This is a genomic window from Streptomyces sp. NPDC050546 (genome assembly GCF_044457425.1).
Classification (GTDB): domain Bacteria; phylum Actinomycetota; class Actinomycetes; order Streptomycetales; family Streptomycetaceae; genus Streptomyces.
This window is the reverse complement of the sequence record NZ_JBITGX010000010.1, coordinates 93,113-108,148: the sequence shown is the minus strand read 5'-3', so window position 1 is coordinate 108,148 and position 15,036 is coordinate 93,113. Positions and strand designations below refer to the sequence as shown.

15 protein-coding genes are annotated in these 15,036 nt (G+C 71.8%); 10 read left to right on the top strand and 5 right to left on the bottom strand.

Features of this window, described 5'->3' with window-relative positions; genetic code table 11:
• Positions 1-68: 68 nt before the first annotated feature.
• The 8 genes from rhaS to ACIBK5_RS25080 all read left to right on the top strand — a co-directional run bounded on the left by rhaS (position 69) and on the right by ACIBK5_RS25080 (position 8,012).
• Entirely contained in the window at positions 69-1,154 is a 1,086-nt protein-coding gene (gene rhaS / locus ACIBK5_RS25115; protein WP_399022638.1) for a rhamnose ABC transporter substrate-binding protein, read from the top strand.
• A gap of 17 nt (positions 1,155-1,171) precedes the next feature.
• The gene (locus tag ACIBK5_RS25110) at positions 1,172-1,492 is read left to right on the top strand and encodes an L-rhamnose mutarotase (protein WP_215116872.1); all 321 of its coding nucleotides are present in this window, start codon (positions 1,172-1,174) and stop codon (positions 1,490-1,492) included.
• Positions 1,493-1,508: 16 nt separating this feature from the next.
• The gene (locus ACIBK5_RS25105) at positions 1,509-2,933 is read left to right on the top strand and encodes a BNR repeat-containing protein (RefSeq protein ID WP_399022636.1); all 1,425 of its coding nucleotides are present in this window, start codon (positions 1,509-1,511) and stop codon (positions 2,931-2,933) included.
• An 89-nt stretch (positions 2,934-3,022) separates the two neighbouring features.
• Entirely contained in the window at positions 3,023-4,048 is a 1,026-nt protein-coding gene (locus tag ACIBK5_RS25100; protein WP_399022634.1) for a LacI family DNA-binding transcriptional regulator, read from the top strand.
• A gap of 120 nt (positions 4,049-4,168) precedes the next feature.
• On the top strand, positions 4,169-5,470 hold the full coding sequence (locus tag ACIBK5_RS25095) for an alpha/beta fold hydrolase (protein ID WP_399022632.1): 1,302 nt from the start codon (positions 4,169-4,171) through the stop codon (positions 5,468-5,470).
• Between the two features lie 28 nt (positions 5,471-5,498).
• Positions 5,499-6,233 (top strand): PIG-L deacetylase family protein, encoded by a 735-nt coding sequence (locus ACIBK5_RS25090; RefSeq protein WP_399022630.1) that lies wholly within the window; start codon positions 5,499-5,501, stop codon positions 6,231-6,233.
• A gap of 23 nt (positions 6,234-6,256) precedes the next feature.
• Positions 6,257-7,150 carry an RNA polymerase sigma factor SigJ gene (gene sigJ, locus ACIBK5_RS25085; protein ID WP_399022628.1) on the top strand — a complete coding sequence of 298 codons (894 nt, stop codon included), beginning with the start codon at positions 6,257-6,259 and terminating at the stop codon, positions 7,148-7,150.
• 31 nt (positions 7,151-7,181) lie between these two features.
• Positions 7,182-8,012, top strand: coding sequence for a pentapeptide repeat-containing protein (locus ACIBK5_RS25080; RefSeq protein WP_399022626.1), 831 nt, complete (start codon positions 7,182-7,184; stop codon positions 8,010-8,012).
• Here the strand turns inward: ACIBK5_RS25080 and ACIBK5_RS25075 are convergent.
• Positions 7,974-9,470: a cytochrome P450 gene (locus tag ACIBK5_RS25075; protein ID WP_399022624.1), complete on the bottom strand. Its 1,497-nt coding sequence runs from the start codon at positions 9,468-9,470 to the stop codon at positions 7,974-7,976. The genes ACIBK5_RS25080 and ACIBK5_RS25075 overlap by 39 nt on opposite strands.
• A 108-nt stretch (positions 9,471-9,578) precedes the next feature.
• Here ACIBK5_RS25075 and ACIBK5_RS25070 point away from each other — a divergent pair, with 108 nt between their 5' ends.
• The gene (locus ACIBK5_RS25070) at positions 9,579-10,187 is read left to right on the top strand and encodes a TetR/AcrR family transcriptional regulator (RefSeq protein ID WP_382577231.1); all 609 of its coding nucleotides are present in this window, start codon (positions 9,579-9,581) and stop codon (positions 10,185-10,187) included.
• A gap of 85 nt (positions 10,188-10,272) precedes the next feature.
• Complete coding sequence (locus ACIBK5_RS25065) at positions 10,273-11,001, top strand: DUF2470 domain-containing protein (RefSeq protein WP_399022622.1); 729 nt, start codon at positions 10,273-10,275, stop codon at positions 10,999-11,001.
• On the opposite strand, the gene ACIBK5_RS25060 is transcribed toward ACIBK5_RS25065, so the two are convergent.
• From ACIBK5_RS25060 to ACIBK5_RS25045, 4 genes are all read right to left on the bottom strand, one after another.
• Positions 10,969-12,159, bottom strand: a complete 1,191-nt coding sequence (locus ACIBK5_RS25060; RefSeq protein WP_399023063.1) for a lactonase family protein — start codon at positions 12,157-12,159, stop codon at positions 10,969-10,971. The two genes, ACIBK5_RS25065 and ACIBK5_RS25060, sit on opposite strands and share 33 nt — an antisense overlap.
• A 116-nt stretch (positions 12,160-12,275) precedes the next feature.
• The gene (locus tag ACIBK5_RS25055) at positions 12,276-13,535 is read right to left on the bottom strand and encodes an aromatic acid exporter family protein (protein WP_399022620.1); all 1,260 of its coding nucleotides are present in this window, start codon (positions 13,533-13,535) and stop codon (positions 12,276-12,278) included.
• 87 nt (positions 13,536-13,622) lie between these two features.
• On the bottom strand, positions 13,623-14,117 hold the full coding sequence (locus tag ACIBK5_RS25050) for an FBP domain-containing protein (protein ID WP_399022618.1): 495 nt from the start codon (positions 14,115-14,117) through the stop codon (positions 13,623-13,625).
• A 132-nt stretch (positions 14,118-14,249) separates the two neighbouring features.
• Complete coding sequence (locus ACIBK5_RS25045; protein ID WP_399023062.1) at positions 14,250-14,900, bottom strand: PAS domain S-box protein; 651 nt, start codon at positions 14,898-14,900, stop codon at positions 14,250-14,252.
• Positions 14,901-15,036 lie beyond the last annotated feature (136 nt).

Here is a 15,036-nt window from a genome sequence, read left to right as displayed (position 1 = left end):
TGGCTGGTCGCGCAGTTCCCCGCGCCCCTGAGCGGCGCTTCCCTCAACCTCTTTCAAAGGAAAACGTCATGCGTAAATCGACTCTCCGCCGCAGCTGCGCGGTACTCGCCACCGCCACCTCGCTCGCCCTGGCCCTCACCGCCTGCGGTGGCGGGACCACCAAGAAGGACGTGGCGAAGGAAGGCGGATCCGCCGCCACCGCCGGCAAGGCCGATCCGAATGCCGCCACCAAGAAGGGCCTGACCGTCGGGTTCCTGCCCAAGCAGGTCAACAACCCGTACTTCACCTCCGCCGACAAGGGCGGCGAGAAGGCGCTGAAGGAGCTCGGCTCCAGCTACAAGGAGGTCGGTCCGTCCAGCGCCACCGACACCGCCGGGCAGGTCAGCTACGTCAACACGCTCACCCAGCAGCAGGTCGACGCGATGGCCGTCTCCGCGCAGGACCCCGGCGCCCTGTGCACCGCGCTCAAGCAGGCCATGAAGAACGGCATCAAGGTCGTCACCTACGACTCCGACACCACGGCCGGCTGCCGCAACGCCTTCGTCTCGCAGGCGTCCGCCGAGGACCTGGGCCGTACCGAGGTGCAGCTGCTCGCCAAGCAGCTCGACTACAAGGGCGAGATCGCGATCCTGTCCGCCGCGCAGACCGCGACGAACCAGAACACCTGGATCGACTTCATGAAGGACGAGCTGAAGAAGCCCGAGTACAAGAACATGAAGCTGGTCAAGGTCGCGTACGGCAACGACGACGCCCAGCAGTCCTTCCAGCAGACCCAGGGCCTGCTCCAGGAGCACCCGAAGCTGGCCGGGATCATCTCGCCGACCACCGTCGGCATCAAGGCCGCGGCCCAGTACCTGTCCGGCTCCAAGTACAAGGGCAAGGTCAAGCTGACCGGCCTCGGCACCCCGAACGACATGCGCAAGTACGTCAAGAACGGCACCGTCGAGGCGTTCGAGCTGTGGGACCCGGCCAAGCTCGGCGAGCTGGCCGCCCGTACCGCCGTCGCGCTGTCCTCCGGGCAGATCACCGGCAAGGAGGGCGAGACCTTCAAGGCCGGCTCCATGGGCGAGTACACCATCGGCAAGGACGGTGTGATCAGCCTCGGCAAGCCGACCGTGTTCGACGCCAAGAACATCGACCAGTTCAACTTCTAGTCCCCGGAGGTCTGTTGATGCAGCGCGTGTGCTTCCTGCTGAAGGTCAGGGCGGACCGCCTCGACGAGTACCGCGAGCGCCACGCCACCGTGTGGCCCGAGATGCGCCAGGCGCTCTCGGACACCGGCTGGCACAACTACTCGCTGTTCCTGCGCGAGGACGGACTGCTCGTCGGCTACCTGGAGACCGAGGACTTCGCGGCCGCCCTGGCCGGAATGGAAGCCACCGATGTCAACGCCCGCTGGCAGGCGGAGATGGCGCCGTTCTTCGAGTCGCTGGACGGCGCCCGGCCCGACGAGGCCATGAAACCGCTCACGGAAGTGTTCCACCTCGTATGACGATGGAGTCCATGAGATGCGCAGACGTACGCTGCTGGCCGCCGCCCTCGCCGGAGCCGTGGTGACCCCCGCCCTCGCCTCCGGCACGGCCCGGGCCGCGGACCCCGGCCCCTCCGTCACCCGGACCGGCACCACCACGCTCGACAACCAGGCCGTCTTCTTCGTGTCGTACGACGGGCTGGTCAACAACAACGCGTTCCAGAAGAACGGCCTGCTGACCTACAAGGGCTACCAGTACGCCGTCTGGTACACCGCCGACCGCAATGCCGTCGTCGGCCGCCGCGCCCTCGGAGCGAGCACCTGGTCGACCGTGAAGGTCGGGCACACTCTGCGGTACAACGACTCCCACAACGTCATCTCCATGGGCGTCTCCAGGGTCGACGGCCGGCTGCACCTCAACATGGACTCCCACAGCGACGGCTTCACCTACGTCAAGTCGGTCGCCGGACTGATGGACAACCCCGGCGGGCTGAGCTGGACCGCCGCCCGTTTCGGGGCGCCGCAGTCCACCCTCGACGGCCTGGCGCTGACCTCGCAGTTCACCTATCCGCAATTCGTCTCCACGCCCGACGGCAGGCTCCAGCTGAGCTACCGCGTCGCCGTCTCCGGCAACGGCCGGAACGCGCTCGCCGAGTACGACGGCACCAGGTGGACCAACCTCGGCGAGTGGTCCAGCTCGACGGGCACATACACCAGCGAGCACGGCTCCTCGACCGCCCGGAACATGTACCTGCACGGCATCGACTACGACCGGAACGGGCGGCTGCACTCCTTCTTCACCTGGCGCGAGCAGAACGGCGCCGTGATGTGCGACGGCGGCGGCATCAGCAACCACGACACCGGCTATGTCTACTCCGACGACCGGGGCCGCACCTGGCGCAACAACGCCGGCAGCGTCGTCGGCACCACCGGCGGCTCCGACAAGGTGTCCGTGAACGACACCGGCCTGGTCGTCGACCCGCTGAACCCGGACCACTCCCTGATGAACCAGGAGAGCCAGTTCACCGACTCCGCGGGCCGGCCGCACGCGATCATCTCCTACGTCCCCGGCCGCTTCGGACAGTGCACCACGAACTACGTCGCGAACCGGACCGCCAACGGGCGCGCCTTCCACGTCCGCAGGAACGCCTCCGGCACCTGGCAGAAGACCGAGATCCCGGTCCCGCTGAACTCCAGCCAGCGCACCAAGCTGATCCTGGACAAGTACGACAACGCGTACGCGGTCTTCCCCTTCGGCCGGATCGCCGCCGCCTCCGCGGCCTCCGGGTACACCGACTGGAGGATCCTGTTCGACGGCAGCGGTCTCAACGCCTTCGGCGAGGTCGTCATCGACGAGACACGCGTCGGGCAGGACGGGGTGCTGTCCTTCATGTACCAGGAGAAATCCAGCGGTACGACGCCCTCGGCGCTGCACGTCACCGACTTCCGGCTGCCCGCCTGACCGGACCCGGTCGCCGGGGCGGCATGCCGGTAATGTGAAGCCGCTCCGGCCGCCGCCCCCTCTTTTCCCCTTCTGGAGGTCCCTGTCCGATGTCCCAGTCGGTGGGTATCAAGGACGTCGCCCGTGCCGCCGGAGTCTCCGTCGGCACGGTGTCGAACGTGATCAACCGCCCGGACACGGTCGCGACCGAGACCCGGGCCCGCGTGCAGTCCGCGATAGACCGGCTCGGCTATGTCCGCAGCGAGTCCGCGCGGCAGCTGCGCGCGGGCCGCAGCCGGATCATGGGGCTGCTCGTCCTCGACATGGGCAACCCCTTCTTCGTCGACGTGGCACGCGGCGCCGAGCGTGCCGCCCGTCAGGCCGGACTCGGTGTGATGGTCTGCAACAGCGCGCAGAACCCGGGCGAGGAGGCCGACTACCTGTCGCTCTTCGCCGAGCAGCGCGTGCGCGGCGTGCTGCTCACCCCCGCCGACGCCACGGGGCGCAACATCGAGGCCTTCCGCCGGCACGGCATCCCGTTCGTCCTGGTCGACCGGGTCGCCGAGGGCACCACGGAGTGCTCGGTCTCCGTCGACGACGTCGCGGGCGGCGCCCTGGCCGTACGCCATCTCGTCGACGCCGGGCACCGCTCGATCGCGTATGTCAGCGGCCCGCCCGGCCTCAACCAGGTCCGCGACCGGCGTATGGGCGCCCTGGATGCGCTCGCCGAGGCCGGGCTCGGCCCCGAGGCGCTGCGCGAGCTGCCCACCGAACGGCTGGACGTCGCCGCGGGCCGCGACGCCGGAGCCCGGCTGCTCGGCCTCGCCGACCGGCCGACCGCCGTGTTCTGCGCCAACGACCTGCTGGCCCTCGGTGTCCTGCAGGCCATGTACGCGGCGGGCGTGGGTGTCCCCGACGACCTCGCCATCGTCGGCTACGACGACATCGAGTTCGCGGCCGCCGCCGCCGTCCCGCTCACCTCCGTACGGCAGCCCGCAGTCACCATGGGCGCCATGGCGGCCGACCTGCTGCTGGAGGAGACGGAGGCGGAGGGCGCCGTGAAGCCGCACGAGCACCGCAGGGTCGTCCTCCAGCCGGAGCTGGTGGTCCGCCGCTCCAGTCTCTCTGCCCGCTAGGGCGCCCCGGGGCCTGAACGGCCGTTCAGGAAAGCTTCATGATCCGAAGGGCCCACCCGAGGACGTTCCCTGTGATGAACTGGGACGCGGTCCGAAAATCCGTCCGTCCCGGGAGCCCTGTTGACCCTCAGCTACCGCCAGCCCGGAGTCGTCCTCACCGACCGCCGCTTCACCGTCCCCCTCGACCACGACCACCCCGAGGGCGACACGATCGAGCTGTACGCCCGCGAGGTCGTGGCGAGCGACAGGGCCCACCAGGACCTGCCCTGGCTGCTCTATCTGCAGGGCGGCCCCGGCTTCGGCGCGGACCGCTCCGTCGGCAGGCCCGGCTGGCTGGGCAGGGCCCTGAAGGAGTTCCGCGTCCTGCTCCTCGACCAGCGCGGCACCGGCCACTCCACCCCCGCCAACCGGCAGACGCTCCCGCTGCGCGGCGGCCCCGCCGAACAGGCCGAGTACCTCACCTGCTTCCGCGCCGACTCGATCGTCCGCGACTGCGAGGCCATCCGCCCGCTGGTCACGGGCGGCGCGCCCTGGACCGTCCTCGGCCAGAGCTTCGGCGGCTTCTGCGCGACCAGCTATCTCTCCCTCGCCCCCGAGGGCCTGGCCACCGCGGTGATCACCGGCGGGCTGCCCGCCCTGGACGCCCACGCCGACGACGTCTACCGGGCCGCCTTCCCGCGCGTCGAACGCAAGGTCGCCGCCCACTACGCCCGCTACCCGCAGGACGCCGAACGCGCCCGCCGGATCGCCGACCATCTGCTGACCCACGACGTGGTCCTGCCGAACGGCTACCGGCTCACCGTCGAGGCGTTCCAGTCCCTCGGCATCCTCCTCGGCACCGGCGACGGCACCCACCGCCTCCACTACCTCCTGGAGGACGCCTTCGTCCGCACCCCGCAGGGCTTCACCCTGTCCGACGCGTTCCAGGAACAGACGCAGGGCATGCTGTCCTACGCCCGCCACCCGCTGTACGCCCTCGTCCACGAGTCGATCTACGGCCAGGACGGCCGGCCCACCGCCTGGTCGGCCGAGCGGGTCCGCGCCGAGTTCCCGCAGTTCGACGCCGCCAAGGCACTCGCGGGTGACGAGCCGCTGCTGTTCACCGGCGAGTCGATCCACCCCTGGATGTTCGACTGCGACCCGGCCCTGCGCCCCCTGCGCGAGACCGCGGACCTGCTCGCCGCCCGCACCGACTGGACACCCCTGTACGACGCGGCCCGTCTGGCCGCCAACAAGGTGCCGGTCGTCGCGGCCGTGTACCACGACGACATGTACGTCGACACGGCCCACTCCCTGCGGACCGCCCGCGGCATTCGCGGCCTGCGCACCTGGATCACGGACGAGTTCGAGCACGACGGTGTGCGCACCGGCGGCACCCGCGTCCTCGACCGGCTGCTGGCCATGGCGCGTGACGAGGTCTGAGACCGGAGGCCCGGACTAGTCTGCCGACATGACGACCACTCGACTTCAGCCCATGCCCGACGACTGGCGGCGTGCCCTCGCGGTCGTGGCCCACCCGGACGACCTGGAGTACGGCTGCTCGGCGGCGATCGCCGCCTGGACCGACGGGGGCCGCGAGGTCGCCTATGTGCTGGCGACCCGGGGCGAGGCGGGCATCGACACGCTGGAGCCGGAGAAGTGCGGCCCGCTGCGGGAACGCGAGCAGCGGGCGAGCGCGGCGGTGGTCGGGGTCTCGGCCGTCGAGTTCCTCGACCACAAGGACGGCGTCATCGAGTACGGCACCGCCCTGCGCCGCGACATCGCCGCCGCGATCCGCCGGCACCGGCCCGAGCTGGTCATCACCCTCAACCACCGGGACACCTGGGGCGGCGTCGCCTGGAACACCCCGGACCATGTCGCCGTCGGCCGCGCCACGCTCGACGCGGCCGGCGACGCCGGCAACCGGTGGATCTTCCAGGAACTCGTCGAGCAGGGCCTCGAGCCGTGGGACGGAGTGCGCTGGGTCGCCGTCGCCGGTTCCAGCACACCCACACACGCCGTCGACGCGACGTCCGGCCTGGAGCGCGCGGTGGCCTCGCTGCTCGAGCACCGCAGCTACATCGAGGCGCTGACCGACCAGGACCCGGAAACCTACGTCCGCGGCTTCCTGACCCAGCACGCCGAGGCCACGGGCGAGCGCTTCGGGGGCAGGCCCGCCGTGGCGTTCGAACTGTTCAGCAGATGACCTGACGGACGACGGGGGAGACCATGACAGACAGCGCGGAACTTGCAGACCGGTTCGAGGAGCACCGCGGGCACCTCAGAGCGGTCGCCTACCGCATGCTGGGTTCGCTGGCCGAGGCGGAGGACGCCGTCCAGGAAGCCTGGCTGCGGCTGAGCCGCACCGACCCGGACGACATCCAGAACCTCGGCGGCTGGCTCACCACGGTGACCGGCCGCATCTGCCTCGACCTCCTGCGCTCGCGCACCGCACGCCGCGAGGAGCCGATGGACGACGTCTTCGTCCCGGACCCGGTGCTCAGGCCCCTGTCGCACGTCGACCCGGCGGAGGAGGTGCTCCAGGCCGACTCGGTCGGCCTGGCCCTGCTGGTCGTCCTGGAGAACCTGGAGCCCGCCGAGCGGCTCGCGTTCGTGCTGCACGACATGTTCGCCGTGCCGTTCGACGACATCGCGCCCGTCGTGGAGCGCAGCCCGGCCGCGACCCGGCAGCTGGCGAGCCGCGCCCGGCGCCGGGTCCGCGGCGCCACGCCCTCGGCCGAGCCGGACCTCGGCCGGCAGAAGGAAGTGCTCGACGCCTTCCTCGCCGCCTCGCGCGGCGGCGACTTCGAGGCGCTGCTCGCGCTGCTGCACCCGGATGTGGTGCTGCGGGCCGACTCGGGTGCCCTCGTGCGGGGCGCGGCCGCTTCCAAGGCCGTTCAGGGCGCGAAGACGGTGGCGGAGCAGGCGCTCATGTTCGCCCGGTACACGCAGTCCGCGCGGCTGGTGCTGGTCAACGGCTCGGTCGGCCTCGTCCACGCGCCTGAGGGACGCGTGCAGTCGGTCATGGGGGTCACGATCGCCGACGGCCGGATCACCGGCATGTACATCCTGGCCGACCCGGAGCGGCTGGAGCGCCTGGAGGTGCCCGGCCTCACGGGCTGAGCGGCGTTCCTCGTTTTGTACGCTGAACGGCATGCGAGATCACAAAGCCGCGCGAGCGGAACTGCGCGGCGACTGCGAGCGGTGCTTCGGGCTGTGCTGTGTCGCCCTGCCCTTCGCGCGATCGGCCGACTTCGCGGTCGGCAAGGACGCCGGAACGCCCTGCCGCAACCTCCAGGACGACCACCGCTGCGGCATCCACGCCAGGCTGCGGCAGAAAGGGTTCACCGGCTGCACCGTCTACGACTGCTTCGGCGCCGGACAGCAGGTCTCGCAGATCACCTTCGGCGGGCGGGACTGGAGGTCCGGGCCCGCGGAGCACGCCCGCCGCATGTTCGACGTGTTCCCGGTCGTCCGGCAGTTGCACGAGCTGCTGTGGTACCTGACCGAGGCGCTCGCCCTGCCCGCGGCCGGCCCGGTCCACGCCGAGCTGCGCGACGCGCTGGAGAAGACCCGGGAGCTCACCGACGGGAGCCCCGAGGAGCTGGCCGGGCTGGACGTGGCGGCGCACCGCCAGGAGATCAACGTCCTGCTGCTGAGGACGAGCGAACTGGCCAGGGCCGGCACCCGGGGCCGTAGGAAGGACCGCCGGGGCGCGGACCTCATGGGCGCCCGGCTCAAGGGCGCCGACCTGCGCGGTGCCAGTCTGCGCGGCGCCTACCTCATCGCCGCCGACCTCACCGGCGCGGACCTCAGGGGCGCCGACCTGATCGGCGCCGACCTGCGCGACGCGGATCTCACCGACGCCGACCTGACCGGCGCGTTCTTCCTCACCCAGCCGCAGCTGAACGCGGCCCGGGGGAGTGCGGGGACCCGGCTGCCGGAGTCAGTCACCCGCCCCGGGCACTGGACAGCGCAGGTCTGAGGCGGGCTCCCGCACCGGGGTCCGCCGCTCCGGGTGCAGCCGCAGACCCTCCGGCATCAGCGTCAGCCGTTCCGTGACACGCAGCCGGTAGGCCGGGTCGGGCCGCAGCTCGTAGCGGCGCAGCAGCAGACCCAGGACCAACGTCGCCTCGTGCAGCGCGAACTGGCGCCCGATGCACGCCCGCGCCCCCGTCCCGAACGGCTTGAAGGTGTGCGGGGCCCGGGACCGTACGGCCTGCGCGTCGAAGCGGTCCGGGTCGAACCGCTCGGCGTCCGCGCCCCACACCTCCGGGTCCCGGTGCAGCATCGGCGTCAGCACCAGCGTCCACGCCCCGCGCCGCATGGGGTGCTCCCCGGCCAGCACCGTGTCCTCCCGTGCCTCCCGGGCGAAGGCGGGTGCCGTGGGCCACAGCCGGAGCGACTCGTCCAGCACCCGGCGGACGTAGCGCACCCTGGCGACCTGCTCATAGGCCGGCTCCGCCGTGTCGCCCCACACCCGGTCCACCTCGGCGCGGGCCCGGGCCGCCGCCTCGGGGTGCCGGGAGAGGTAGTGCAGGGCGAAGGAGAGCGCGCCCGAGGTGGTCTCGTGGCCCGCGACGAGGAAGGTGATCACCTGACGGCGGACGTTCTCCGGCGAGAGCCGCTCACCGGTCTCCGGGTGGGCCGTCTCCAGCATCCTGTCGAGCAGGTCGCCGTCGCCGCCGCCGGTCGCGCGCCGGGTCCGGACCAGCTCGTCGACCGTGCGGTTGAGGTGGGCGATGTCGGCCGCGTTGCGGCGGCTCGCGCTCCGCAGCAGGAGCGGGGCCAGCGGGAAGGGCACGGTGTTGAGCCGCTGCGCGTAGGTCAGCGTCCCGACCATCGCGGTCACGAAGGGATGTGGCCGGGAGCGTTCGAAGGACCCGAAGTCGTGCCCGAAGCCGGTGCGGGCGATCGTCTCCAGCGTCAGCTTCGTCATGTCGCCGGGCACGTCCACCGAGCGGCCCGTCGCCGCCGCCCGGTCCCAGTGCTCCGTCAGCCGCCGCGCGACGTCCAGCATCATCGGGTGGTAGCCGGCCATGGCCTCGCGGCTGAACCCCGGGGCGAGCACGTCGTGCGCCAGCTGCCAGTTCGGCTCGTGGTTGTACGCGGTGAACAGGCCGTCCCCGGCGACCGGCCGCAGGTTGGCGACGCCGAGTCCCACGTGCTTGGCGAACCGCGACTCGTCCGCGAGATCGGCCGCCTGCCGGGCGCCCCACACGAACACGAACTCCTTGCCGAAGGCCTTCCGCCGGAAGACCGGCCCCAGCTGCCGGGCGTACCGCAGCGAGTCCTGGAGGGGAGTGCGCCGGTTCACGCCCACCACGTCACCGAGCAGTGGGATCCGGCGCGGCGGATGCGGAATGCGGTCCAGCTCGGGCCAGCCCAGCTCGGCACTCCGGAACCCCTTGGGCCCTGCAGCCCGTATCGGCGCCTCCGTCATGACGCGATCTCCCTTGATCCGGCGGCGGGTTCGCACGTGTTGTACGTGAGTTCAATAGCGCGGTCAGTCTGGTCCCGTTGTTGAACCGGCGTCAAGTAAAGTGCCGGTATGGCCGCGAACCAGGGCGGGCGCACCCGCCGCCGGCTCAGCACCGAGGAGCGCCGGGAGCAGCTCCTGTCGGTCGGGGCACGGCTGTTCTCGGAGAGTCCGTACGACGACGTGTGGATCGAGCAGGTCGCCGAGATCGCCGGGGTGTCGCGCGGGCTGCTGTATCACTACTTCCCGACCAAGCGTGACTTCTTCGCGGCGGTCGTGGAGCGCGAGAGCGAGCGGATGCTGCGTATGACGGCGGCGGTTCCGGGCGTCCCGGTGCGCGAGCAACTCGCGGCCGGTCTCGACACGTTCCTGGAGTACGTCCGGGCCCACGCGCACGGCTACCGTGCCTTCCACCGTGCCGACGCGGCCGGGGACCAGGCGGTGCGGCGGGTCTACCAGCGGGCCCTGGCCGCGCAGGAGCGGCAGATCCTCGCCGCGCTCGCCGCCGACCCCGAGTTCGGCCCGGCCTTCGAGGAGCGGCCCGAGGTGCGGCTCGCCGTGCGCGGCTGGCTGGCGTTCACCACGGCCGTCTGCCTGGAGTGGCTGCGCGACGCGGAGTTGGGCCGGGAGCAGGTGCGCGAACTGTGCGCTCGTGCCCTGCTGGGTGTGCTCACTCCCTGAGACGTCTCGTAAAGATCACGTGACGTGGTTGGCTCACACCCCGATCTTCGGTAGGTTAGGCAAGGCTTACCTAAGGAGGTTCGGGATGGGTGACGACAGCCAAAGCTGGACGGCGGCCCCTGCCGCGGCGGAGCGGGCGCGCTCGGTGCTCGCCGCCGCCTGGTCTTGCTCGGTGACCGCGGAGGGCACGCGAGAGGAGCTGGTCGGCGCGCACACGGTGACCGAGGACGGCAGGGTACTGGTGACCGTGCCGGAGGACAGCGCCCTGCTCGCGGCCGCGATCTGCGCGCCCCGCGGCGAGCCGTCCGCGGTGCTGGAGTTCGCCGATGTCGCGCCCGTCCCCGTGCGCAACCGGATCCGCACCCGGCTGTGGCTCGCGGGCTGGTTCGCCGTCGAGGAGGGACAACTGGCCTTCAGGCCCACCCGTGTGGTGCTGCGGCAGACGTCCGGTGCCGTGGTCGTGGACCTCGACGAGTTCACCGCCGCCGTGCCCGACCCGCTCACCACGGCCGAGGCCCGGCTGCTGACGCACCTCGCCGACTGCCACGCCGACGCCGTCGAGCGGCTCACCCGGCTGGTGGAGCACGACAGCCTGCACGGCGCGGTCCGCGTCCAGCCGCTCGCCGTGGACCGGCACGGACTGACGCTGCGCATCGAACGGGCCCGCGCCCACGGCGACGTACGTCTGGCGTTCCACGCGCCCGCCGACGACGTCGCGCAACTCACCGAGCGCATGCACGTCCTGCTCACACAGGCGAGCGCCGCGTCCTGCCCCAAGGCCCTACAGCGGCAGCGCACAGACGGCGACCGGTGAGGGAAACGGTTCTCCGGCGCGCCGCAGCGCACCGCTCTTCTCGTCCACGTGGAAGACGGTGACGGTGCCGGACTTCTGGTTCGCCGCGAACAGCAGCGTGCCCTCCGGGGAGAAGGCGATCTGGCGGGGGAAGTCCCCGTCCACCGGCACGGTGTCCAGCAGTCTGAGCCGGGCACCGTCCGCCTCGATCGCATAGCGCGTGAGGCTGTTGGCGCCGCGGTTGGCGAGAAAGGCGTACCGGCCGTTCGCGGTCACCAGGAGCTGCGCCGGATAGTTCGTGCCCGAGCCCGTGCCCGTGGACTGCGCCGCACCGACGGTCACACGGCCGGAGGCCGGATCGTACGAGCAGACGGCCACGGTGTTGTCGACCTCGTCGGCGAGATAGGCGTACCGGCCGCCGGGGTGGAACGTGAGGTGACGCGGTCCCGCGCCCGGCCGGGTCCGCGCCCGCGACACCTCGGTGAGCGTGCCGGCCTTCTCGTCGAGCCGGTACGTGTAGACGGTGTCGGTGCCGAGGTCGACGGCGAGCACGTACCGCCCGTCGGGGCTGGCGAAGATCTGGTGGGCGTGCGGCCCGTCCTGGCCCGGCCCGGGCGGCGGAGCGGAATGCCGGACGAGGTCGGTGCGCTCGCCGAGGGCTCCCGAGGAGCCGATCGGGTGCACGGCCACGCTGCCCGAGCCGTAGTTCGCGCTGAGCAGCCAGCGCCCGCCCGGATGCACCGACAGATGGCAGGGGGCCGCGCCCCCGGTGCTCCGGCTGCCCAGGACCTTCCGGTCCTCCAGCCGGACGGCCGTCACGGCGCCGTCCGCGCGTTCGTCCACCGCGTACAGCGTGCGGCGGTCCGGGTGGATCGCGAGATACGACGGGTCGCCGACGCCGGTGATCGTGCCGGTGCCGGTGATCCGGCCCGTCGCCGCGTCGTACGTGGCCAGGCCGATGCCCTTGCCGCCGCCCTCGGCGGAGGTGTAGGTGCCGAGGTGGAGGGGGCGGGGCCCGGAGGGCCGCCGGGCCTCCGCGGACGGACTCGGCGCGGGGGCCGAGGGGCTTGTCGAGGTCGAGGGCGCGGGCGCCTTGTCACAGGCCGGGAGCGCCGCCGCGGCGGATCCTCCTGCCAGTGCGCCGACGAACCGGCGCCTGCTCCAGCCACCACTGCCCATGTCGCCCCTCAGGTCGTCGCTCGTCCCCGTCGCGACAGCCACCTTGGCGTGGATCACCCACCGGGTGCAACAACGGCACCGCGCGTTGCGTGTCACGCAACGCGCGGTGCCGGCTGTCAGCGAGAACGCGCCTCGAACCCGGCGCGGTTCCGCCACAGCTGTTCCGTGACGCCCAGCCGCTCACGCAGTCGCGTCAGCCGGGGCATCCGCGCGTGCTGCTCGCGCGACACGCGGTCCAGTTCCTCGAACAGGCGCCGGGTGCGGTGCTCGGTGTCGAGCTCGTCGAGGATGCGGTTGACCTCCGTCAGGACGGCGCCCGGCAGCTGCCAGTGCCCGGGGTCGCGCTCGGCCTCCTCGCGCAGCAGCAGGGCCAGCTTGTCGCGGGTGCCCGCCGCGGTGCGCAGTTCCGCGGCGAGACGTTCCTCGGCCGACTCGGCGCTCGCGCTGAGGTGGGTGGTGACCAGTACCGCGAAGCTCACCACGGCATCGGCGATCTCGGACAGCAACTGCTCCAGTGCGGCGCCCGTCTCGGCCTCGAACAGCGGCTTGGGGTCGCGCTCCTTGGCGAGATCGGTGAGGGAGCGCGCGAGCACGCGCAGGACGACCGTGCAGATCTCCAGCGTGTCCAGGCCGGTGCGCATCACGACCCGGTGCAGCACGCTGTCCTGCACCCGCGGGTTGAGCCGCAGACTGTCCTCGGCCTGTCTCAGGGCGGCATCCACCTCGACGATGTCGTGGTCCAGGCGCCGCGCCTCGTGCAGCTGCTTCTCCGCGCGGTCCACGGGCGTGCCACCCGCCGCCTCCTCGCCCATGAGCAGCATGAGCTGCCGCAGCCGGCGCGCCAGCCCCTCGATCGACTCGCCCGCCTCCTCCACCCACACCGGCGGCGCCAGCAGCAGATTGCAGGCGAGTCCGACCGTCGCGCCGATCAGTGTCTCCACCACCCGGGCCCACGCGGTGTTCCCGACGGTGGTGACCCCGAGGACCAGCATCGCGCTGATCGCCACCTCGGGGACGTACTCCTCCACCTTGACCAGCCGCCCCACGACCAGCGCGGCCACGAGGAGCAGCGCCAGGCTCCACCAGGTCAGCCCCACCAGCAGGCTGAACGCGATGGCGACGAGAACGCCTGTGACCACGGCGTTCACCCGGCGGAAGCCGTTGGTCAGCGTCGCGTACAGCGTCACCTGGACGACCAGCAGCGCGGTCAGGGGAGCGGTGAGAGGTGCGGCCGTCGGCTCGGGGCTCAGCCGGAGCGCGATGACGTACGCGATCGTCGCCGCGGTCGCGGACCGGAACGTCTGGACGACCACGGGATCCCGGCGCTTGTGCATGATCCGAGTGGCGTGCGCCGTCCACTCACGTACCTCTCGCATCCTCGGGCTGTTCCCCTTCCCCTGGCGCATCGAACGCATCCATGAAGGACGTTAGCGCCGCGGGAAAACACGGGCGACCGTGGACGCTCAGGCGTACAGCTTGTCGAGGAAGGCGGCCAGCCCGTCCGTGGTCCGGTCGATCTGCTCCGCCAGGGTGAGGCTCTCCTCGAGGCGGGAGCCGCTCTCCGGCACCTTCTTCCCGCGTACGTAGAGGGAACAGGCGAGGTCGGTGCACATGTACACACCGACGGAGTTCCCCTCACGCCCGGCCGCCCCGGCCTTCCGCGCGGTCATCAGCGAGACCCCGCCCCGCGGGTGCGTCGTCAGGCACAGCGAGCACATGCTGCGCTGCAGGGGCCCCCGCTGCGCGGGCTGGAACCGCATCGTCACCCCGACGAGCCGGCCGTCCCGCTCCGTCACGAGGTAGCTCCGATCGGGCGCCCCCGGATCCCGCCACCCGAGAAAGTCGAGATCGTCCCAGGGCCGCTCCGCGAGATCCCGCGGCACGGCCAGACGCTTGGCCTCTCCCTTCGAGCAGTTGATGAACGAGGTGCGGATGTCCTTCTCGGTGAGCGGCTTCACGGGAGGGCTCCTGGTTCTCTTCGGCTTCTCTTCGGCGTCTGTTCGGCCAAACCTAGGGGTCCTAGGTTTCGTCGGCCAGGTCAGGTTAGACAGCCGCGCCGAACCGGGCGAGTGGATTTCCGGGAGGCCGGCTCACCCCGGCTCCGCCGCCGAGACCTCCGGCGGCCACACCCCAGGGGCCAGTACCCCCAGCGCGTAGGCGCGGGCCACCAGTTCCGTGCGGTTGGCCGCCTGCCAGCGGGCCGACAGACGGCGGAGGTGGTACGTCACGCCGTCCGTGGTGAGGCCGGTCTCGCGGGCGGCCCGGGCCGTGGTGGCGCCTGCGGCCAGAAGGGCCAGGATGCGTGCCTCCGACGGGGTGACCCGTTCGGCGGGCGGGGCACCGCGGGCCTCGTGCTCGCCGTCCACCCGCAGCATCACCAGCAGGGCGGGCGTCTCCTCCACGGTGTCGCTCACCGGGTCCGCCGTCAGCTCCCCGTACCGCTCCGCCCCGCCGGGCGACCGCCAGCGCACGGACACCTGGTACCGCGAGCGGTGCCGCAACCGCAGCGCCTCGGCGATCCGCTCCACCTGCGTCGCCTCCCGCGGGCTGAACAGCTCCAGCACGTCCCGCCCGCGCAGCTGCCCCGGAGTGGTACCGCACTCCGCGGCCATCGCCGGGTTCGCGAGCAGCACGGCGCCGTACACGTCGCACACCGCGACCGGCATCGCCACCCGGTCGAAGAGGAGCAGGGCGCGGTTGCGCCACACCACGGCCTCCTGCCGGGCCAGGTCCACGAGCATCTCCTGCCACGCCGGGTCGCTCCCGCGCAAGAGCGACGTATCTCCTTGCGCTACACAATCATGTAGGGGCGGGGTTTCGCCCGCCGGGCCCCGTGGATCACGCTGGATCGCAGTACTTCCGTACCGCGAAAGGCAG

Excerpts from the sequence above, each read along its gene's own strand:
- ACIBK5_RS25080 (WP_399022626.1), top strand. The coding sequence starts at position 7,182 with ATGCGAGATCACAAAGCCGCGCGAGCGGAACTGCGCGGCGACTGCGAG.
- ACIBK5_RS25100 (WP_399022634.1), top strand. The coding sequence starts at position 3,023 with ATGTCCCAGTCGGTGGGTATCAAGGACGTCGCCCGTGCCGCCGGAGTC.
- ACIBK5_RS25055 (WP_399022620.1), bottom strand. The coding sequence starts at position 13,535 with ATGCGAGAGGTACGTGAGTGGACGGCGCACGCCACTCGGATCATGCAC.
- ACIBK5_RS25075 (WP_399022624.1), bottom strand. The coding sequence starts at position 9,470 with ATGACGGAGGCGCCGATACGGGCTGCAGGGCCCAAGGGGTTCCGGAGT.
- ACIBK5_RS25105 (WP_399022636.1), top strand. The coding sequence starts at position 1,509 with ATGCGCAGACGTACGCTGCTGGCCGCCGCCCTCGCCGGAGCCGTGGTG.
- rhaS (WP_399022638.1), top strand. The coding sequence starts at position 69 with ATGCGTAAATCGACTCTCCGCCGCAGCTGCGCGGTACTCGCCACCGCC.
- ACIBK5_RS25065 (WP_399022622.1), top strand. The coding sequence starts at position 10,273 with ATGGGTGACGACAGCCAAAGCTGGACGGCGGCCCCTGCCGCGGCGGAG.
- ACIBK5_RS25045 (WP_399023062.1), bottom strand. The coding sequence starts at position 14,900 with ATGCTCGTGGACCTGGCCCGGCAGGAGGCCGTGGTGTGGCGCAACCGC.
- ACIBK5_RS25110 (WP_215116872.1), top strand. The coding sequence starts at position 1,172 with ATGCAGCGCGTGTGCTTCCTGCTGAAGGTCAGGGCGGACCGCCTCGAC.
- sigJ (WP_399022628.1), top strand. The coding sequence starts at position 6,257 with ATGACAGACAGCGCGGAACTTGCAGACCGGTTCGAGGAGCACCGCGGG.
- ACIBK5_RS25060 (WP_399023063.1), bottom strand. The coding sequence starts at position 12,159 with ATGGGCAGTGGTGGCTGGAGCAGGCGCCGGTTCGTCGGCGCACTGGCA.
- ACIBK5_RS25070 (WP_382577231.1), top strand. The coding sequence starts at position 9,579 with ATGGCCGCGAACCAGGGCGGGCGCACCCGCCGCCGGCTCAGCACCGAG.
- ACIBK5_RS25090 (WP_399022630.1), top strand. The coding sequence starts at position 5,499 with ATGACGACCACTCGACTTCAGCCCATGCCCGACGACTGGCGGCGTGCC.